General features: G+C 63.5%; 16 protein-coding genes. 6 read left to right on the top strand and 10 right to left on the bottom strand.

What is annotated here, in order from left to right:
* Nucleotides 1-10: 10 nt before the first annotated feature.
* The 4 genes from ACLIRY_RS09040 to ACLIRY_RS09025 form a co-directional block, all read right to left on the bottom strand.
* A complete protein-coding gene (locus ACLIRY_RS09040) occupies nucleotides 11-1372 on the bottom strand; it encodes a CCA tRNA nucleotidyltransferase (RefSeq protein WP_413205044.1) in 1362 nt (453 codons plus the stop codon).
* On the bottom strand, nucleotides 1369-1698 hold the full coding sequence (locus ACLIRY_RS09035) for a hypothetical protein (protein WP_413205043.1): 330 nt from the start codon (nucleotides 1696-1698) through the stop codon (nucleotides 1369-1371). Before ACLIRY_RS09035 ends, ACLIRY_RS09040 begins: the two co-directional genes overlap by 4 nt.
* Nucleotides 1695-2279, bottom strand: a complete 585-nt coding sequence (locus ACLIRY_RS09030; protein WP_413205042.1) for a CoA pyrophosphatase — start codon at nucleotides 2277-2279, stop codon at nucleotides 1695-1697. The genes ACLIRY_RS09035 and ACLIRY_RS09030 overlap by 4 nt, the downstream gene beginning before the upstream one ends.
* Nucleotides 2280-2350: 71 nt before the next feature.
* Nucleotides 2351-2947 (bottom strand): DUF1285 domain-containing protein, encoded by a 597-nt coding sequence (locus ACLIRY_RS09025; protein ID WP_413205041.1) that lies wholly within the window; start codon nucleotides 2945-2947, stop codon nucleotides 2351-2353.
* Nucleotides 2948-3135: 188 nt separating this feature from the next.
* On the opposite strand from ACLIRY_RS09025, the gene ACLIRY_RS09020 reads away from it, so the two are divergent.
* From ACLIRY_RS09020 to ACLIRY_RS09005, 4 genes are read left to right on the top strand one after another with little or no spacing between them, the layout of a single operon-like run.
* A complete protein-coding gene (locus tag ACLIRY_RS09020) occupies nucleotides 3136-4080 on the top strand; it encodes an AAA family ATPase (RefSeq protein ID WP_413205040.1) in 945 nt (314 codons plus the stop codon).
* An 8-nt stretch (nucleotides 4081-4088) separates the two neighbouring features.
* Nucleotides 4089-5039, top strand: coding sequence for a DUF58 domain-containing protein (locus ACLIRY_RS09015; protein ID WP_413205039.1), 951 nt, complete (start codon nucleotides 4089-4091; stop codon nucleotides 5037-5039).
* Nucleotides 5036-7843, top strand: a complete 2808-nt coding sequence (locus tag ACLIRY_RS09010) for a DUF4159 domain-containing protein (RefSeq protein WP_413205038.1) — start codon at nucleotides 5036-5038, stop codon at nucleotides 7841-7843. Before ACLIRY_RS09015 ends, ACLIRY_RS09010 begins: the two co-directional genes overlap by 4 nt.
* 16 nt (nucleotides 7844-7859) lie before the next feature.
* On the top strand, nucleotides 7860-9920 hold the full coding sequence (locus ACLIRY_RS09005) for a hypothetical protein (RefSeq protein WP_413205037.1): 2061 nt from the start codon (nucleotides 7860-7862) through the stop codon (nucleotides 9918-9920).
* A 329-nt stretch (nucleotides 9921-10249) separates the two neighbouring features.
* Here the strand turns inward: ACLIRY_RS09005 and ACLIRY_RS09000 are convergent, their stop codons facing one another.
* From ACLIRY_RS09000 to ACLIRY_RS08975, 6 genes are all read right to left on the bottom strand, one after another.
* Nucleotides 10250-10987, bottom strand: a complete 738-nt coding sequence (locus ACLIRY_RS09000; RefSeq protein ID WP_413205036.1) for a M48 family metallopeptidase — start codon at nucleotides 10985-10987, stop codon at nucleotides 10250-10252.
* 2 nt (nucleotides 10988-10989) lie between these two features.
* Nucleotides 10990-14022, bottom strand: coding sequence for a type I restriction endonuclease subunit R (locus ACLIRY_RS08995; protein WP_413205035.1), 3033 nt, complete (start codon nucleotides 14020-14022; stop codon nucleotides 10990-10992).
* Nucleotides 14023-14045: 23 nt separating this feature from the next.
* Entirely contained in the window at nucleotides 14046-15272 is a 1227-nt protein-coding gene (locus ACLIRY_RS08990; protein ID WP_413205034.1) for a restriction endonuclease subunit S, read from the bottom strand.
* A 258-nt stretch (nucleotides 15273-15530) separates the two neighbouring features.
* Complete coding sequence (locus ACLIRY_RS08985; RefSeq protein ID WP_413205033.1) at nucleotides 15531-15725, bottom strand: hypothetical protein; 195 nt, start codon at nucleotides 15723-15725, stop codon at nucleotides 15531-15533.
* A 247-nt stretch (nucleotides 15726-15972) separates the two neighbouring features.
* A complete protein-coding gene (locus ACLIRY_RS08980; RefSeq protein ID WP_413205032.1) occupies nucleotides 15973-16413 on the bottom strand; it encodes a helix-turn-helix domain-containing protein in 441 nt (146 codons plus the stop codon).
* A 620-nt stretch (nucleotides 16414-17033) separates the two neighbouring features.
* Entirely contained in the window at nucleotides 17034-18527 is a 1494-nt protein-coding gene (locus tag ACLIRY_RS08975) for a type I restriction-modification system subunit M (protein ID WP_413205031.1), read from the bottom strand.
* A 520-nt stretch (nucleotides 18528-19047) separates the two neighbouring features.
* Here ACLIRY_RS08975 and ACLIRY_RS08970 point away from each other — a divergent pair.
* Both ACLIRY_RS08970 and ACLIRY_RS08965 read left to right on the top strand, forming a co-directional pair.
* Nucleotides 19048-19944, top strand: coding sequence for an S-methyl-5'-thioadenosine phosphorylase (locus tag ACLIRY_RS08970; protein WP_413205344.1), 897 nt, complete (start codon nucleotides 19048-19050; stop codon nucleotides 19942-19944).
* A gap of 73 nt (nucleotides 19945-20017) precedes the next feature.
* Nucleotides 20018-20674: a class II aldolase/adducin family protein gene (locus ACLIRY_RS08965; protein WP_413205030.1), complete on the top strand. Its 657-nt coding sequence runs from the start codon at nucleotides 20018-20020 to the stop codon at nucleotides 20672-20674.
* Nucleotides 20675-20681: the final 7 nt, after the last annotated feature.

The raw sequence follows: 20681 nt of genomic DNA, 5'->3' as shown, positions 1-20681 counted from the left end.
CACAGGTCCGTCACGAATGGGCAGGGGGAGGGGAAGAGGAGGGTGGCGGGAGGGACTGGAGGTGCGCCAAGGCCTCCTCCCGGGTCCACGTCCTGTCCCCATCGAGCCATTTCCCCCTCAGGATAGCCAGAACCGCGCCCAACTCTGGGCCGGAAAATCCCCGCGCCAGCAGGTCCTTGCCGGTCAAGGGGAAGGGTTTGTCTTTCCAGGCCTGCACGCATTCCAATACCGCCCGCCAGCGGTCTGTTCGGGCGGCCAGAGGACGCAACTCCGCAGCCCGTTCCCGAGACCAGGCCAACAGGATGCGATCCGTCAGCCGTTCGGGTCCATGGGCATCGAGCTGGCGGCGAAGCAGACCGGGCTCCATGTCCGGGTTCGGCCAGGACGCAGAATCGACTGGCTCCAGCATCCAGGAGATCCGGGCTGTCTGGCTCCGAGACAGGCGGAGCCGCTCCCCCAAGTCCTCGGCCAGATCGGGGCCCGCTTGCTCCGCGTCCATCACCGCGGCGAGGCGACGTTCTGAATCGGCTCCAAGCCCCGGCAGAACCAACCCCCGGGTCTCCAAAAAAACCAACGCGCGCAGACGAGGCAGATCCCGCGCCTCGGGCAGGATCCGATCAAGAACCCGCGCCCCCCGCATCAGCGCCAGAACCCCCGCAGGATCGCCCACGGCCAGGGTCTTCAGAATCTCCACCCGCACCCGTTCCGCCGACAGGCCGTCGATCCCTTTGGCCAGAAGGGAACAGGCAGACATGGCATCGGGATCAGCGGGAGGCACACCAAAGCGGCCAAAGAACCGGAAGAACCGGAGGATCCGCAGGTAATCTTCCTTGATCCGATCCATGGGACGGCCAATGAAGCGCACCCGCCCCTCATTCAGGTCGGAAATTCCATCAAAATAATCGTAAACTCGCCCCTCCAGATCAGCGGAAAGGGCGTTGAAGGTGAAATCCCGCCTTTGGGCGTCTTCCCGGAAATTGGTGGTGAATTCGACATCCGCATGCCGCCCGTCGCAAGCCGTGTCCCGACGCAGGGTTGTCACCTCGAAGTGCATCCCCCCGGCCACCACGGTAACCGTGCCGTGGGCCAGCCCGGTGGGGACGACCTTGAACCCCCGGGCTTCCATCATGGCCATGACCCGATCCGGTGTTTCGGTCGTGGCGATGTCGATATCCCCGTCCGACGCTGACCGATGGATCAGGGCATCCCGAACACAGCCCCCAACGAAACGGGCTTCCCCCCCTTCCGCCTCCAGAGCAGTCATGACTGCCCGGGTCACCGGATCCAGTCGCCAGGGATCGGGCCCCAACTGGCCGAGGGGCGGGCGCTCTCCCTCCGCCCCGGCCAACCACTTGTCGCGCGAGAACGTCATTTGTCGGGCAACACCTTCGTCTCACCTCCGGGCTGCGCTTTCTCCGCACCAACGGGCCAGGCATTCAGGTTCACGTCTTTGTCCTGTTCGGGCACATAGGGCGTTCCAGCAGGCACCCCCTGTTCCGAATAGAAATAGAACAGTCCGGCACTCAGGATCATAAGGACTCCAGCGGCGAGGGCCAGCCAGGTCACGGGAACATCCGGTGCCACGTTGGGATCGAGCCCGGCCTTGAGACGGCTGGCCCGATGCCAGCGAATCCAGAAGAACCAGACGGCGAAAGGAACAATCAGAGGCAAAAGAATGGCGAGGATAGCGCGAGTCATATTTTGGCGTGCTCCCGAAAAACGGCGTGCAGGTTCATCAACATGGCCGCAGTGGCGCCCCAAATGTTGCGATCCCCATGGGGCATGGCGTAGTAGGCCCGGCGCATGCCCTTGTATATCCGGGTTTCAAGGCGATGGTTGGCCGGATCCATCACAAAGTCCAGGGGAACCTCGAAGGCACTGGCCACCTCGAAGGGATCCAGGGTCAGCTCCAAAGGCGGCGTGAGAACCCCGACAATGGGAGTGACCAGAAAACCGGTTACGGTCACGTAGTCATCCAGACGCCCGACGATCTCCACCTGGGTGGGATCGATGCCAATTTCCTCCGCCGCCTCGCGCAGGGCCGTGTCCTCCGGCCCGGCGTCCCCCTCTTCCACCCGGCCACCGGGGAAGGAGATCTGCCCTCCGTGGTTCTTCAGGTGATCCGCGCGCTGGGTCAGCAGGATGGAGACATCCTTCCCATGGTCGATCAGGGGCACGAGGACCGAGGCGGGGCGTTTGCCCTGGGGATCCCGACTGAATCCGGACAGATCCAAAGGAGGTTGGTTCAATTCGGCTAAAATGGCTTCAGCCGCTTCCATGTCCGACCGTTTCCCCAAACCACGGCCCGCAGCCAAGCGGGCCCGCAGGTTATCCCGATCGAGCCCACCCCCTAGCTGGACAGGCCGTCGTCCAGGCTGCCCAGGGGAAAGAAAATGCCGTTGCTCCATACGCCGTACCGGATCCCTTCAGGCGCGTCGCGCTCCATGCCCAACGCCACAAGGTCATAATAGACGGATCGAACCAAACGCGCATCTAATCCGGGACGAACAGTTACATAGGGGGAGGGTTCACCACTTTCCGGGTCGATTTCCATGCGGAGAGGATGGTCGGCATCGACCGTCACGATTTCGTCCACATTGGTGCGGAAACTGAGACATTGGTCCTCCATAAGACCACAACGAAACATCTCCACAGCCAGGAAGGGGGCGTCCTCCACCTCGATACGACCGCTTTCCACCGGGGTGACCAACCAGAAACTTCCGTCCTCCATGCGACGCAGGACGGAGGCAAACAGACACACCATTTCCTTGCGTCCGATGGGAGAGCCCCTGTAATGCCAGACTCCCTGGCTGTCGATGCGGATGGGAATATCGCCACACACACCCTGGGAGCCGCCATTGGGGCCAATACCTTGTGGAAGGGGATCCAAACCGGAAGAAACCGGTGGATCTGTGAAACCTGTACCGAGGGAGGTGCGATCCTGCATCACGAGCCTTACATACCTTTCAATGGACGGCCTTTCAATGGACGGGCCTTTTCCGGTCCAGCCGTTTTTCACCACTTCGGAGGGCATCCCTCCATACTCATCAACGCGGAGGGTACCTCTTGTCCCTGTCTTCTCCCCCGTCGTCCGTCCCGACACCAGTGACCGACCTACAAGACGTAGAAAGGCTCATGGGCCGAATCAAGGAGGCCCGGTCCGCGATTAGCGAGGTTATCCACGGACAGGAGGGTGTCATCGACCAGGTCTTGGTCACCCTTCTGTCCGGTGGCCATGCCCTGTTGATCGGTTTGCCGGGCATGGCGAAGACCCGTCTGGCCCAGACTCTTGGCGTAGTCCTGGGCCTGGATGACAAGCGTGTCCAGTTCACTCCGGACCTCATGCCCGCCGACATCATCGGCTCGGAAGTGCTGGAGGAAACCGAAGGCGGGCGCCGGGGATTCCGCTTCCTGCCCGGCCCGGTTTTCTGTCAGTTGCTCATGGCCGACGAAATCAACCGGGCAAGCCCCCGCACCCAATCGGCCCTGTTGCAGGCCATGCAGGAACACAAGGTCAGCGTCGCGGGCCATTCCCACGATCTGCCCCACCCCTTCCACGTCCTGGCCACCCAAAACCCCATTGAGCAGGAGGGCACCTATCCCTTGCCAGAAGCCCAGCTCGACCGCTTCCTGATGGAGGTGGATGTGGGCTACCCCGACGAAGCGGCGGAACGGCGCATGCTGGCCACCACCACGGGGATTGAGATCGTAGAGCCAACGGCAGTGATGACCCCGGCTGATCTGATTGGTCTTCAGGCCGTAGTCCGCCGCATGCCCGTGGGGGAAAGCGTTGTCGACGCTATCCTCTCCGTGGTCCGCGCCGGGCGGCCGGAAAGCACAGATCTTCGCGAGGTGCGTGACTGGGTGGCCTGGGGTCCCGGTCCCCGCGCCAGTCAGGCCCTGACCCTGGCCACCCGTGCCCGGGCGCTGCTCGATGGGCGCCTCGCCCCCAGTATCGAGGACGTGATCGCCCTGGCCCATCCCGTGCTGAAACACCGCATGGCCCTGACCTTCGGCGCCCGGGCCGATGGGGTGACCCTGCATCAAGTGATCGACCGTCTGATCGCCCGGCTGGATTAGGATCCCCCATGTCCCGTCTCCCCACCGCGCCCCTTCTGACCCGGTCGGAGGCCAGTGCCTCCGTCCTGCCTCCCCTTCTGGTGGCGGCGGAACGGGTCGCAGCCGCCGTTGCCCAAGGCGTCCACGGGCGGCGACGGTCCGGCCCCGGAGAAGCCTTCTGGCAATTCCGACGCTATGCCGACGGGGACACGCCCGGTGCCATCGACTGGCGGCGCAGTGCCAAATCAGACCCCCTTTACGTGCGTGAATACGAGTGGGAGGCAGCCCAGACCGTCTGGCTTCACTGTGATCTTAGTCCCTCCATGGACTACGCCAGCAGCCGGAATCTACCCTCGAAAAAGCTGCGGGCCATGGAACTGACCCTCGCGCTGGCCTCCCTGCTGGTCCGCGGGGGGGAGCGAATCGCCCTCGCCGGAGTCGATACCCGCCCTGGACAGGGACGAGCGGCCCTGACCCGCATGGCCCTTGCCCTGGAGCGGGGCGAGGGGGGCTCCCCCTGGACCCTGCCCGCAGCCCGCCATGCGCGGCTGGTGATCATCGGCGACCTGCTCGATCCCCTGGAGGATCTGCGGGGCGGTCTGAGGCGTCTGGTGTCCCAAGGGATCCGGGGGCACTTCCTACAAGTCCTCGACCCGGCGGAGGAAACCCTCCCCTTTGCGGGGCGGATCCGCTTCGATGGCCTGGAGGGGGAAGCCCCCGTGTTGGCCAACCGGGCGGAAGACCTGCGAGGCCGCTACCAAAGACGCCTGAAAGCGCACCGGGACTCCCTGGCCTCCCTGGCCCGGCGGGCCGGATGGGACTTCAGCCTGCACCACACCGATCAGCCCCCCCGGACGGCCCTGCTCGCCCTCCATCAGGCCCTCTCCAGCCCCTCCGTTAATCAAACAATAGGGCAAACAACTGGCCAAGCCCGTGAACGGGCAACCCCCTCAAAACAGGGCAGAAGCGACAAACCATGACCCTGGGTTCTCTCACCATCGCCGCACCCTGGGTGCTGGCCGCCCTGATCGCCCTGCCCGCCCTGTGGTGGTTGCTGCGGGTCACTCCCCCCGCCCCCCGGCGCCAGAACTTTCCCGCTGTGCGCCTGCTCAAGGGGCTACGGTCAGACGAACATGTCACCGCCCATACTCCCTGGTGGCTGCTGCTGTTGCGTCTGGCGGTTGCCGCCCTGGTGATCCTGGGTCTCTCTCGCCCCCTGATCGATGCCGAAGGGGGCAGAGGGAGCGCGGCCCAACTGATTTTGGTGATCGATGACGATTGGGCATCCGCCGCAGATTGGGCCGCTCGGATGGACGCCGCCGGGCTGCTGCTCGACCGGGCCGAACGGGAGGACCGCCCCGTCACCCTGATAACCACCGCCGCCCGCTCGACGGAGGATCCCGCCAGCCCCCCCGAACCCCTGTCCGCCACCGGAGCCCGTGCCCTCCTCCAGGCCTTGACCCCCAAACCCTGGGCCACGGATCCCGAGGCGGTTCGAACCCTGCTGGCCCAATCGACACTCACGCCCCCGGCCAGGGTGTCCTGGATCCAAGACGGGCTGGCCGCTCCCGGAGTCCGCGCCCTGGCCGAAACCCTGGAGGGCTACGGCCCCCTCACGGTTTGGCACGGCACCGATAGCGCCAAGGGATCAGCCCCCCTGCTGCTGTCCGAACCCCGGCGAGAGGGCTCCGCTTTGAAAATGGACGTCCGCCGTCCAGCCCGCGCCGGGACCCCCGGTGCCACGGCCTGGATCCTGGCCCGGGACGCGCAAGACCGCTTGGTCCAAAGGGAGCGGTTCACCTTCGCCCCAGGGGCTTCCCTGGCCCAAGTCACCCTCCCAGCCGAGATCGTCTCGGCTGAAGGTGCCACCCGACTGGACCTCGCCCTTGGGGAAGCCGCCAGACCCTTGGCAAGCGCCGGAGCCACGGTCCTTCTGGATGACTCCTGGCAACGGCGGCCCATCGGACTGGTCCTGCGCACCGATAGCCAGGGCGTCCCCCTGCTCGATCCCCTGCACTACCCGCGCCGGGCGCTGATGCCCCGGACAATGCCTGAGGAAGGGAGCATCCTCGACCTGGTGGAGCGCCCGCTCTCGGTCATCCTTCTGCCCGACATCATCCCCCTGCCCCCGGCGGAGGAGGCGGCTCTGGATCGCTGGATCCGCGCCGGCGGGACCTTGATCCGCTTTGCGGGACCGCGCCCGGACAATCGCACCGACAGCCTGCTTCCCGTCCCCTTGCGGGGCGGCGACCGGCGCTTGGGAGGGGCCTTGAGCTGGAGCGAACCGGCCCACCTTGCGCCCTTCCCCGCCGACAGCCCCTTCGCCGGACTGACCGTACCGCGGGATGTCACCGTGGCAAGCCAAGTTCTGGCCGACCCCACCGCCGATCTGGAAACCCACACCTGGGCGCGGCTGGATGACGGAACCCCTTTGGTTACCGCAGCAAACCGAGGTCAGGGACGGATCGTCCTGTTCCATGTGACATCGGACCCCCGCTGGTCAAACCTGCCCCTGTCCGGCGTCTTCCCCCGCATGTTGGATCGGGTGGTGGATCTGGCCAATGGGATCGCCGGACCTGCGGGACGGCAAGGCGCCTCCCTCGCGCCCTGGCGGGTTTTCGATGGATTCGGCCGCCTGGGTCCGGCGGGTCCTCTGGACCATCCCTTGACCCTTGATGCGCCGGGCGGGACGGAGAGGGGCGGAGCTGGAGGCACGCAAGATGGGGCAGGCATCGGCTCACCGGTTGGTCCGGGCCAGCCACCGGGCCTTTATGGGGATGAGACCAGCGCCCGGGCGCTCAATCTGGCGCCCTCGATTACGGACCTCTCTCCGGCGACCGACTGGCCTACCTTGACCCGCCTGCGCGCATTGAATGAACTTGGCCGGGCCATCGACCTGATGCCCTGGCTTCTCACCCTGGCTCTGGTATTGGCCCTGCTGGACTTGGCCCTGTCCCTGATCCTGCGGGGCCTGGGTCCCGGCGGGCGGCGGTGGACCCTGGGGCGCGGCGCCGCAGGGGGCGCGGCGGGAGTTGGCCTTCTTCTGACGGCCTTTGCCTTCGGCCAGCCGCAATCGGCCCTGGCCCAGAACCAGACCACCGCCCCCGATCCCATGGAGGTGGAGGCGGCCCTGGACACCCGTCTGGCCTATGTCCGCAGCCCGGACCCGGGCGTGAACCGGGTCACGGAAGCGGGCCTCGCCGCCCTGACCGAGGTCCTGGGGCGCCGCACCTCCGCCGAGCTGGCCCCGCCCCAGGGGCTGGACCTGGAGACGGACGATCCCTTGGTCTATCCGGTTCTCTACTGGCCCGTGGTCGCCGATGCCCCGCCCCTGTCCGAAGCAGCGCGGGAGAGGGTCAATGCCTTCATGCGCGGCGGGGGACTGCTGGTCATCGATACCCGCGACGGGGGCGATGCCCGGCCCCTGGCCGAAGGCTTGGATATCCCGCCCCTGATTCAGACGCCCCAGGACCATGTCCTGACCCGCAGTTTTTACCTGCTCGACGATTTCCCCGGGCGGGTCACGGGCAACCCCACCTGGGTGGCCGCCCAGGGCGGGGACAACGACGGGGTGTCCCCTGTGGTCATCGGCGGCAATGACTGGGCCGCCGCCTGGGCCAATGAACCGGATCGGGGATATCTTTTCCCGGTATCCCCGGGGGGCGAGCGCCAGCGTGAAATGGCCTATCGCTTTGGCGTCAATCTGGTGATGTACGCCCTGACCGGCAATTACAAGGGCGATCAGGTTCACCTGCCCGCCATCCTCGAACGCCTGACGAATTAGGAAGCGGGTCCGAACCTTGAACACCTTCACCGGCATCACTTTCGCCCCCATTCCCCCCACGCCCCTGCTTTGGGCGCTGCTGGGGCTCGGCCTTCTGATCGGGGGATATGCCCTTTTCCGGCGGGCCAGGGGATCCGCGCTCCGCTGTCTGCCCCTGGCGGCCCTTTTGATCGCGCTCACCAACCCCCAATGGGTGACGGAGAAGCGAGAGCCCGTAAGCGACGTGGCCGTGGTGGTGGTCGACGAAAGCCTCTCTCAAAAGCTCGGGGGACGGATCGAGGAAACCCGGGAGGCCGCCCAGGCCTTAAAGGCTACCCTTGACCGCTTGCCCGGCCTCGAAACCCGGCTGGTCACCGTGGATGGGAACGCGCAAGGAACCCGCCTGACCGAGGCCGCGCGGGAGGCCCTGGTCGACGTGCCCCGGAGCCGCCGGGCAGGCGTGATCCTGGTCACCGATGGGCAAGTCCATGACGTGCAGCGGGCAGAGGGAGGGCTCGCCTTCGACCCCGGCGCCCCGGTCCATGCCCTTTTGACCGGACAAAAGGACGCCACCGACCGCCTGCTGGTGGTCAACCAAGCCCCAAGCTACGGCTTGGTGGGGCGAGACGTCTCCCTGAGCGTCACCCTGGAGGATCCTGAGGTGGAAGCGGGAACACCCGTTTTCCTGTCCCTCTCCCGGGATGGGGAACCCCCGCGCGAGGTGGTGGTCCCCGCCAATCGGCCCACGACCCTGCCCCTGCCCGTCGACCATGCCGGTGCCAATGTCTTTGACCTCTCGGCCCCCAGCCGGGAGGGCGAAGTCTCCACCCTCAACAACAGAGTCGCCCTATCGGTGAACGGCGTTCGGGACCGCCTGCGGGTCCTGCTGATCTCCGGCCAACCCCATGCCGGAGAGCGCACCTGGCGCAACCTGCTCAAGGCCGATCCGGCGGTGGATCTGGTCCATTTCACCATCCTCCGCCCCCCCTTGAAAGAGGACCTGACCCCCCTGTCCGAACTGGCCCTGATCGCTTTCCCCATTCAGGAGTTGTTCGAGGAAAAACTGTCCGATTTCGACCTGATCATCTTTGACCGCTATGCCCGCCGGGGGTTGGTGCCCGAGTCCTATCTGGCCAATGTGGCCCGCTATGTGGAACAGGGCGGCGCCCTGTTGCTCTCTGTGGGGCCGGAGTACACCGAGCCCTATACCCTGGCCGACAGCGCGCTCGCCTCCGTCCTGCCCGCAAGCCCCACCGGTGCGGTGGACCGGGGGGTCTTCACCCCCCGTCTGGCCAAAGATGGCGCGCGCCATCCGGTCACCGCCAACCTGCCCCAGGGCGGAGACACCCCCACCTGGGGTCCCTGGCTTCGGCAAGTGGCCCTCGGCCAATCCCGGGGCCACACCCTGCTGACCGGCCTGAACGGCTTGCCTCTCCTCACCCTCGACAGGGTGGGAGAGGGGCGGGTGGCCTTGCTGGCCAGTGACACCATCTGGCTTTGGTCCAAGGGCTGGCGCGGCGGTGGTCCCCAGGGAGAGCTCCTGCGCCGCCTCGCCCACTGGCTGATGAAGGAACCGGAACTCGAAGAAGAAAGCTTAAGCGCCAAAGTCGAGGATGACAGGATCACCGTTTCAACCCGAACCCTGGGCGATCCCCCCGACCAAGTGACCGTGACCGCGCCGGATGGCACGGAGCGGACCACCCGTTTGGGGGTGCAGGGTCCTGGACGGGCGGGCGTGACCCTGCCCGCCTCCCTGCCCGGCCTCTACACGGTGACGACACCGGACGGGCAACGGAGCTTCACCGTCTCTGGCCCACCCAACCCGTTGGAAAGCACGCGCCTCGCCCCGACGGCCGAGCTCCTCGCGCCCCTGATGACGGCCACCGGCGGCGGCGCACACTGGCTGAGCGACGGGCAACCCGCCATCCGCCGAACACTGCCGGGGCAATCAACCAACGGCTCCGATTGGATGGGTCTCCGCGCCAATGGGGAACATGTGGTCAGCGGCGTCACTCTGACCCCCGTCCTTCCCCTCCCCCTGGCACTCACGCTCATTCTTGGAGGCTTGGCCCTGGCTTGGTGGCGGGAGGGACGATGATCAGCGGTCGGCTTTTGTTGGCCCCTGTCCCGCTCGGACCGGTTCCAGTGGGGAGCGCTGATCTCGGAGCACTCTAAGGAATGCATGTTTTTTTATTTAGATCTAAGGCTTTTTACTTCGTCATCCCCGTGGAAACGGGGATCCAGGGTTGATTTCGATGGTATCGGTGACCTGCGCTCCTGTTGCGTCAACCGTATAGGTCAGATGTCCCCACCCTGGATTCCCGCGTGCGCGGGAATGACGAAGTGCAAAAACACTATAGCCAAATAAAAAAACACACATCCCTTAGCCCTGCGCGGGAATGAGGATGTAAAAAACCTTGGAGTGCTCTAGACCTCGACCCGCTCCAGGTTCAGGAAGTGCTCGTTTCGGTCCAGCCACGCCTTTCGGCTGGCCCAATCCGGCAGGATGGAGCCGACCAGGGACCAGAAGGCCTTGCCGTGGTTGCGGTGCCGCAGGTGGCAGAGCTCATGGACCACGGCGTATTCCAGGACGGTCTTTGGCGCGAAAATCAGGTGCCAGTTCAGGTTCACCACCCGGTCCTGGCCGCAGCTTCCCCAAAGGTGCTTCTGGTCCTTGATCTGGACCCCTTTCGGTTTCAGCTCCCAGGTCTCCCCATGGCGCTTGACCATTTCGGCCACATCCTCGCGCAGCCGCTTGCGCAGCCAGAGGCGCAGCGCGGATTCGATCAGAACATCCCGCGAGGCCTCGGATACCGACCTGGGGCAACCGATCAGGAAGCCGTTCCGATAGGTGACCTCGACCAATGTGTCGTCCGATGGCTCGACCCGAAGGCGCATCAACCGCCCCCGGTAAGGGATCTTCGCCCCGGTGACGAAGCGCTGTACCCTGTTGGCCTTGGCGGCCTGCTCCCGCATGCTTTGGGTCTGTTCGACCAGCCAGCCCCGGCGACGGTGGAGCATGGCGGCGATGTCTTCCTCGGTCGCAGAGACGGGGACCACAACTTCCACCGCATTGGGGGTCACGGTCAGGCGGGCCCGGGTCGCTCTGTCCGAACGCTTCAGGTCATAGGGGATTTGGCTGTCACCGACGGTGAAAAAGGGCATGGTCAGGCCTTCGCGAACTGTTTGAGGGCGAAGTCCTCCACGGCGGCCGGGAGATCCCGCAGGGCCGTGAACCCGGCCTCCTTGGCGAGGGCGCGGACCTCCTGTCGGAGGCTTTTTCGCAATCCCTCCTTCTCCTGCCAAAGCCGGGGAGCGGTCTCGTCGCTTTCGTACAGACCGGCGATGACCTGGGCCAAGCCCTCCCCATCGCTCCCCTCCTCAGCGAAGCTGTGGATCACCTGGAGGAGGCCATAGGCCCCCCGGGACAAGCCGCTGCCCTCATGGGCGCGGTCTTCCGCCCGGATATCCCTGGCCAGCTCCTCCGTCTCCTTCAGAAGGTCGGCCCAGGACACCTGGGCGGCGTCCATCCGCTTCAGGAGTTCCCTCAGGCGGTCGGAGAACTTTCCGTATTGATGTGCGTTCTGGCTGATCCGTTCCGTCACCGTGCGTCGGGTTTCGGCGGTCTTGCGGATGGCGGCTTCCTGGATGTCGGATTCACTCTTGCCCTCGGTCTCGAAGTCCTCCCAGAAGTCCGGATCGGTGATGGCCCGCAGGGTCACCGTGACGCTCAAGCCGGTGGCCATCAGGTGCTGGTCCAGCATGTCGCGGATCTTGCGGCTGTACTCCATCTGATCGAAGGCCTCCCGTTTCTCGAAAACCTGGGTGCCATAGCGCAGGAAGGTCGCCACCCATTTGAGGTCCTCGCGGACGTCCAGGACCGCCGGATCGGGGCTGACGGCCTCGTAGGCGGCGATAAACGCCCGGGCCTTGGTGCGGAAAAGGTACCACTGCTCCTCCCCCTTCAACAGGGCGATCAGGGCGTCAAACTCGCCTTTCAGACCGTCCTTGTCCAACCGGCCGGAGCGCTTCACGCCCTTCATCATCCGCAGGACCTCGCCATGGGCGGCGCGAAGCTGGTTGCGCAGGTCGTCGAGGCTCCGCATGGCGTTCTGGACATCGTCCGCCCGGTAGGAGGCCAGGGCCGCGTCCAAGTTGTTGGAGACCCCGATGTAATCGACGATCAGGCCGTTGCGTTTTTGGGCATCGGCGACGCGGTTGGTGCGGGCGATGGCCTGGAGCAAGCTGTGCTCCTTCAGGGGTTTGTCCAGGTACATGACGGATTCGATGGGGGCATCAAAGCCCGTCAGCAGCTTGTCACAGACGATCAGGAACTCGGGCTTCTCGCCCTTGATCCCGAAGCGCCGTTTCACCTCCTTCTCCGCGTCGGCGTCCAGGAAGTGGCAGCGGAGGTCGGCGCGGAGGGCGTCGATCCGCTCATCCTCGCTGGGCTTGGCGTCCTCCTGGGCGGCGGAGTAGACGCAGGCCGACAGGCTGGCGGCTTCGGCCCGGGCCTCCTCCTCGGACAGGTTCCCCCCCATCTGATCGGCCCCCATCAGATCTTCCGCAATGACGGCGTCCAGGGCGCGTTTGTAGAGGATCACCGCCTCCCGGTCGAAGGCGACGATCTGGGCCTTGAAGCCATCGGGGCGGGCATGGGCCTTGAAGTGGGTCCAGATGTCATAGGCGATCAGGGCGATCCGCTTGGGGTGTTTGACCAGATCGGCGAGGGTCACCCCCTTCTTCTTCACCTCGGCCAGTTTGTCGTCGGGCAGGTCGATGAACCATTGGTCGAACAGGATGTCGATCTTGGCCTCGTCAATATGCCAGTCCGTCTTGCGCCCCGTGTAGAAAATAGGCAGGGTCGCCCCGTCGGCCACGGCGTCGTCAATGCCGTATTTGTCCAGATAGCCTTCCCCCGGGACCCCGAAATTCTTGTAGGTATTCCGCTCATCCTTCTTGACCGGCGTGCCGGTGAAGCCGAAGAGGCGGGCGTCGGGCAGGCTTTTCCGCAAAAAGGCCCCCAGGTCCTTGTCCTGGGTGCGGTGGCATTCGTCGACCATGACAATCCAATTGGCGGACTGGGGAATCGGTTTTTTCGAGCCCTGGAACTTGAAGATGGTCGAAAGGACCGTCAGCCCCTCCTTGCCCGTGCGGATGAGGGCGTGGAGATCCTCGATCTTTTCCACGGCGATGGGGTTGGGAAGGCCGCAGGCAATGAAGGTGCCGCTGATCTGGTTGTGCAGGTCCACCCGGTCGGTCAGTACCATGATGTTCGGATTGGCCAGCTCGGGGGAGGAGACCGTGCGGTGGGTCTTCAGCTTCAGGGCGGCATAGACCATGGTCAGGGACTTGCCCGACCCCTGGGTGTGCCAGATCAAGCCCTGTCGCTGCGTTCCCTTGGTCACGCGGTCAACGATCTTGTTGACCGCCCGGAACTGCTGATACCGGCAGATTTTCTTGACGACTTTCCCACCGTCGGTCCGTTCGAAGACGATGAAATGGGCGATCAGGTCGAGCAGGCGGGCGGGCTCCAACAGGCTCCAGAGCCCCAGGGAGAGGGCATCGGGAAACTCCCCGACCGTCCGGGGCCAGGGATCCCGCCAGGAGCCGAAAAACTTCGAGGGGCTGCCCGTCGCGCCATAGAGGCAGTTGGTGCCATCGGTGACGAGGGTGAAGGCATTGGACAGGAACAGGCGGGGGATGTCCCGCTCGTACTGGCGGATCTGCTCGAAGGCCTCGCCGCTTTTGTCCTTGGTGTTGACCGGGCTTTTGCACTCGATGACCACCAGGGGGATGCCGTTGACGTGGATCACCAGATCGGGAATGCGGGTGACCTCGGCTTTCACGCGGAACTGGTTGGTGACGGTGAAGCGGTTGTTTTCGGGATGGAGAAAATCGATGACGCGGATGGTCTGATGCGTCGCCTTGCCCTGCACGGTCCGGCTGAACTCCCCCCGCTGGATGGCGAGCCACTTTTCGTTATCGGAGACGGCGACAAGGTCGGTATAGGCGGCCTGGGCGTCGGCGTCGGACAGCCCGTTGATCCGCTTGAGGGCCTCGACGAGGGGAGGACGCAAGAGCACCTGATTCTCGCCATCGCGGAGGGCGGCATGGTCGGCGGGCGGGATGACCGCGTAACCCATGCCCGCCAGACAATCGAGGGTCGGTTTCTCCGCCAGATGCCATTCCATGCCCATGGTCGCGTTTCCTTTTTTGTGGCTTATTCGGCGGCGGTCTCTTCGGCGAATGACACCCGCTTGCGACCGGTTAGCAGGGCGGATAGGAGGGCGGCTTTGGTTGTTCTTAACAGTGCATTTTTTTTCTCACCCAAGCGTATACTTTCGTTGAAATGGCTCAGTTTATTGATGAATGACACCTGTTCAGAAATTGGAGGAACGGCGAGAATTTGTTCCTTTATCTTCTTGAGCGTGACTGTCTTCTGGGCATTTCCCACCGCGACGCTATCCGCGTAACGCCTACCGATTTCGCTATTCAGGAATTCGGATAAGTATTCTGGAAGCAGCCGTTCCTTTATGGGCTTCAGGTAAGCAATATGCCTCTGAAATGAGAGATCATAATCTTTGTCCAGGGCGACAGCGTGCCCGTAGGAACCTACGGCTGTGTAGAGAACACATCCCTTTCGTGCCTCTCGGCCCTTTGAGATTGTTTTGTAGATGGCGGGATCTACGGCTCCCGCTTTTTCCCAAACGATCTGCCCATCACGAATGCAGGACACATAAAGAAACGGCACACCTGAATCCGTCGTTTTCACCGTTTGATGGGAACCGTCCGTAATCTTGGCGCACAAGTCTTGGAGAGTAAGCGCCTCCCACCCCTCCGGAAGCTCCCCGATCTCCGTCTGTTTGAAACGGGTGTGACCGATGCCCTTGGTCAGCAGGCGTTTCAGGGCGCCCTGCTTGACCACGCGGGTTTGCTCAATGAGCGCCTGCGTCGCGGCAATGGCTTCGTCCACGCTGGACAGGATTTCGGCGATACGGCGTTGTTCGGGGAGGGGGGGAAGGCAAAATCGAAACTCGCCCATCAGTTTCCAAGATGTTCGCGGCATTTTGGTTCCTGCCGCTGATTTGATGGCGTGGTTGAACGTGTCAGAACGATTCAGAGTGTAAAACAGGTAGGCAGGGTCAATGAACGGTTTCGCCCTTACCGCTATGATGTCCGTCGAGCAAATTCCGTCGAACTTGGGGTGGGCCGTCTTACGCAAATTAGGGCGGAGTTTCCCGAACAGCACGTCTCCAGCCTGAAACTTGGTCTTTAGGCTGGATAGGTCATCCGAGCCATTCGTTTTGAGAATGCGGCCAGTTCCTTGCTCGAGGTGCTCCAAACCCAGGTAGGAATGTTCCCCACCATCCACAGGCTCCCATTTCTTGGTAACATGTTCCGCAATGGACGCTAGCGTCGTTTCCCGCCACCCCTCCGGAACTCTCATCGTCCGGTCTCCCGTTTGGTGGCCTTGGCGTCGGCCTGCTTTCTCTGCTCGTGATTGGTCCGTCCGGCGGTGGTCAGCAGGGGGCGCATCGGATGAATAGGCAGTGGGACACCTCTTGTGTCGTCATCCCCGCGGACGCGGGGATCCAGGGTTGATTTCGGAGGCGTCAGTGAAGGGTGCTCAGATCGCGTCAACCGCATAGGTCCGTTGTCCCCACCCTGGAGTCCCGCGTGCGCGGGAAGGGCGACGGAAAAAATCTTAGAGCGAAATAAAGAAACCTGCATGCCATAGCGCCTGCGCGGGAAGGACGATGTTGGAGCATTTCCGGAGTTTTTCCGCGTCCCATCGAGGGGCATGGAACGCGTCACGGCGTTCGGCCCGTGTCATCCCCGATTTCACGCCAAAGGATAAACGATTTTCTTCATTGGGCTCTAAGGTTTTTTCCGTCGTCATCCCCTCGTCCGCGGGGATCCAGGGTTGATTTCGGCGCTGTCGGTGACGGGCGCTCCTGTTGCGTCAACCGCTTCCGTCCCCGGTCCCCACCCTGGATTCCCGCCTGCGCGGGAATGACGACCAAGTTGTTGAAACAGTGAGAGGCATTTCGGGTTGGGCGCTCAGGGGGGCAGGTTTCTTTATTGGGCTATCGTGTTTTTGTACGTCGTCATCCCCGCGAACGCGGCCAAGACGGACCCCTTTGACGTTACCGCATGACTTTCTCGATGGGTGCGTCGAAACAGGCCGCCATGCTGAGCAAAAGCGCATAGGCCGCTTGCTTCTGCGCGGAAGACCGGATCCCCTCAAAAGCCCTCAGCATCTCCCAGGTCAGGGGGTGGGTCATCATCTCCGCCCCCTCCGGGATCGGCTCGCCCGTGGGAGACGGCAGGTCCTCGAAGAAAAAGGAGGGCGTCACACCAAGGGCACAGGCCAAGCCATAAAGGCGGCTCGCGCTGATTCGATTGGTCCCCAGCTCGTATTTCATAAGCTGAGCACCGGAGAAGCCAACATGATCGGCAAGCTCCCTTGTGGAGAGGCCCCTGGACCGCCGCAGCCAACGCAAGCGGCGTCCAACACTGATATCAACGGGCGTGGGCGCAGCATCGCGCCCCCCTCCCGCCTTCGGGGAAAGGGTGCTGTTTTCCATGGTCGGAAAATCCGACCGGAGGCCGGGGAGAACCGCCGAAACGGACCGGGTCAGAGCGGGGACATGGGCAAACAGGCCTCCGGATAACCCGGCCCGCCCGGCGTCCTCCCTCAACCCCCGGCCAGCGCGCCCCCAGGTTCGCCCCGCAAGCAGGACGAATTTGTGGAAACGGCGGACAATGGGATATAACAGGCGTTAGCCATGACCTTGCTCACTTTCTTAGCTCAAGCAGGGTTGCGGTTAGGCGTTGGGGGTGGTTGCAGCCACCCTCGACGCCGCTTTGCCCATCACTGAGGTGGACACAATCGAGAGTGTACCGCGAACGGTGGCGTGTGATCTACCATCAAGAGATCACCGGTCCGGATTTTATGGGGCTTTCCCACCCGGGCGCTGAGGGATGCACGTTTTTCTGTGCCGCTCCGAAGTTCAATATTTTATTCGTCATCCCCGTGAAAACGGGGATCCAGGGTTGATTTCGGAAGCGTTAGTGAAGTGCGCTCCTGTTGCGTCAACCGCTTCCGTCCCCGGTTCCCACCCTGGATTCCCGCGTACGCGGGAATGACGAATAAAAACAAAACGTTCCCTCCGCGCCACAGTGAACTCGAGAAAGGGGGCAGCCCTTAGCCCTCTGGCAGGTAACCAAGGTCCTTCAGGAACCCCATCATCTTGGCTTCCGCTGCGTCCCGCTTCTTCCGCAGGTCCAAAAGCTTGGCGACTTCCTCGGCCACGTCCAGGTCTTCTTCCGCCTCGGTCACATGGACGTAGCGGCTGATGTTGAGGTTGTGGTCGTTGGCGGCGATTTCCTCCAGGGGCACCACCCGGGCAAAACGCTCGATGTCGGTGAAGCCGTGGAAGGCCGCCGCCAGGGCCGCGACATTGGCCTCGGACAGGTGGTTCTGGGCCTTGCCTTCGACGAACTGCTCCACACCGTTGATCACCAGGACCTTGCCCTTGCGCGCGGCGGGTTTGGTCTTGCGGATGATCAGGATGCAGGCGGGGATGCCCGCGCCATAGAACAGGTTCGGGGCCAGTCCGATGACCGCCTCGATGATATCGTCCTTCAGCATGCCCTCGCGGATGCGGCCTTCCGCTCCGCCCCGGAACAGGATGCCATGGGGAAGGACGACGCCCAGCATGCCGCTTTCCCGCAGGCTGGCGACCATATGTTGGACGAAGGCGAGGTCGCCGTAGGATTTCGGCGGACAGCCGTAGCGGTCGCGGGCGTAGGGGTCGCCGGTGCTCCAGACCTCATGCCCCCATTGCTTCAGGGAGAAGGGCGGGTTGGCCAAGACCCGGTCAAAGGTGCGGATGGCCTTGCTGTCGCCGATGCGGTGTTTGGGGTTGATCAGGGTGTCCCCCCGGGCGATATCGGCGTCGTCGATGTCATGGAGGAACAGGTTCATCTGGGCGATGGCCCAGGTGTTGAGGTTCCGTTCCTGGCCAAACAGGGAGAGGCTGCGCGGGTTCTTGCCCTGGCGTTCCAGGTGATGGACGGCCTCCAGCAGCATGCCCCCCGACCCGCAGGTGGGATCGTAGATGGAGTGGCCTTCCTGGGGTTGCAGGCAATCGACGATCAGGCGGACGACCATTTTCGGCGTGTAGAACTCCCCGCCCTTCTTCCCCGCGTCGTCGGCGAATTGGGAGATCAGGTATTCATAGGCCTGCCCCAACACGTCCGGTTCCACATCCACCTTGCGCAGGCGGTGGGTCTCGAAATGCTGGAGGAGCTTTTCCAGGGCGGCGTCGGGGAACCGCTCCTTGTTGTTGAAGTCCACATCCTGGAAAACACCCCGCAGGCGGTGGTTGGCGTCTTCAATGGCATGGAAGGCGGCGTTCAGATGCGCGCCGATGTCGGTGGTGTGCTTTCGGACGTCCTTCCAGAAATGCCCCTCGGGGATATGGAAGCGGTGTTCCTCCGGATCGGCGGCGAGCTCGGCGTCGTCGTATTTCGCCATCCGATCCTCGTACTCTTCCTCCCACACGTCGCAGAGGCGTTTGTAGAAAAGCAGGCCGAAAATGTAATGCTTGTAGTCGCTGGCATCGATGGAGCCGCGCAGGATATCGGCGGCCCGCCAGAGGTGGCCTTCAAGCTGATCGAGGGTGAGGATGGCCATGGGGATCGGGAGTCCAAAGGGTTTTTGACTATGGTCCGCAGTCTAGAACAAACCCTCGCAAGAGCCTAATCCGAAATGGCTCTCGTCATTTCAATGACTTAGCCGCCCTTCCCGCGCCGGTACCAAGGGATGGCCGTTTCTTAATTTGGCTCTCATATTTTTTCCTTCCTCATCCCCGTGAAAACGGGGATCCAGGGTTGATTTCGGAAGCGTTAGTGAAGTGCGCACCTGTTGCGTCAACCGCTTCCGTCCCCGGTTCCCACCCTGGATTCCCGCCTGCGCGGGAATGACGACGTAAAAAAACTTAGAGCTCAATAAAAGAAACGGGCATGCCATAGCGCGCAGGCGGGAAGGATGCTTTTGGTTGCGTTTCCGGACTTTCTCCGGACCCCTGGGGGGGGCGCAGGGGAGAGGGCGTGGCCAGGTGGACTTTCCCATCCGTTCAGAGGGATCCTTTCCATCGTTTCCTCTCACCTGTAAGGTGATCCTCCGAATGAATGCAAGACGAGGAATGAAACAGATGGCGGATGGGTATCGGCAGCCGGTTCTCGGGGTTATCGGCGGGTCCGGGGTGTATGACATCGACGGACTGGAGAACGCCCGCTGGGAAACGATCGACAGCGCCTTTGGCCGCCCCTCCGATCAGGTCCTGCGGGGCACCCTGGAGGGGCTGGAGATGGTCTTCCTGCCCCGCCATGGCCGGGGCCATGTCCTTCCCCCCAATGGCGTGAACTACCGGGCCAATATCGATGCTTTGAAGCGCTTGGGCGTGACGGAGATCCTCTCGGTCTCTGCGGTGGGCTCTCTGGTGGAGGATCTGCCCCCCGGAACCTTCGTCATCGTCGATCAGTTCATTGATCGCACCATCGCCCGCGAGAAAAGCTTCTTTGGCAAGGGATTGGTCGCCCATGTCAGCGTCGCCCATCCGGTGAGTTCCTGGATGGGCGATCGGGTGGAGCAGGTTCTCAAGGACCTGGGCATTCCCAACCGCCGGGGCGGGACCTATCTGGCGATGGAAGGCCCCCAGTTCTCCACGGTGGCAGAGTCCAACCTCTATCGCCAATGGGGCTGTCACGTCATCGGCATGACCAACATGCCCGAGGCCAAGCTGGCCAAGGAGGCGGAGATCGCCTATTGCACCGTGGCCATGGTCACCGATTTCGATTGTTGGCATCCCGACCATGACCATGTGAGCGTCGATACGGTGGTCAAGGTTCTGTTGGCCAATGCCGACAAGGCCCGCTCGCTGGTCAAGGCCATGCCCGGGGTCATGAAAGACCGGCCCTATCCTTTGCCGGATGGCAGTCACCGCACCCTGGACCATGCCATCATCACCCATCCGGACAAGCGGGATCCCGCCATGGTCGAAAAGCTGTCCGCCGTTGCCGGCCGTGTGCTGGGGGGCTCAGGCGGATGAGCTTGATCACCGAACAGGGGGTCTGTCCGGCCCGTGAAGCGGAGTTGTCGAGTCTCTATCCGGAGGAAGCAGGATGACCATGCGCCGCATTCATGCCCGTCACGCAGTGATCGATGGCGCCCGGCGTCTGGAAACCCTTGGGCTGAACAAGGGAACTGCGGGCAATCTGTCGGTGCGCGTTGACGAAGACAGTCTGCTCATCACCCCCTCGGGCATGTCGGCCGAGGCGTTGCGGCCCCAGGACATCGTTCTGATGGACTTCGATGGAACCTGGCGCGGGGAGAAGAAGCCGTCCAGCGAGTGGCGTTTCCACTTGGATATCATGGCCGGTCGCCCGGATGTGGGGGCGGTGGTTCATACCCATGCGCCCTTCTGCACGGTCCTGGCCTGTCTGGACAAGCCCATCCCGCCCTTCCATTACATGGTGGCCGTGGCCGGGGGCTCGGACATCCGGGTTGCCCCCTATGCCACCTTCGGGACGGAGGAGCTGTCCCACAACGCCCTTGCAGCCCTGGAGGGGCGCAAGGCCTGTCTGTTGTCCCACCACGGAATGATTGCCATCGGTCCGGACCTGCCCGGCGCCATCAAACTGGCCGTCGAGGTCGAGGAATTGGCCCAGCAATATGTGCGGATCCTCCAACTCGGGACGCCTGAGCTTCTGTCCCAGGAGGAAATGGACCGGGTTTTGGAGAAATTCAAAACCTATGGGGCAAACGCCCAAACGGCGTGATGCGTTT

This window comes from Rhodospirillum sp. A1_3_36 (genome assembly GCF_047263945.1).
In the GTDB taxonomy this organism is placed as follows: domain Bacteria; phylum Pseudomonadota; class Alphaproteobacteria; order Rhodospirillales; family Rhodospirillaceae; genus Rhodospirillum.
Note: the sequence above shows the minus strand (reverse complement) of the source record. Positions and strands in the feature narration are given on the sequence as shown.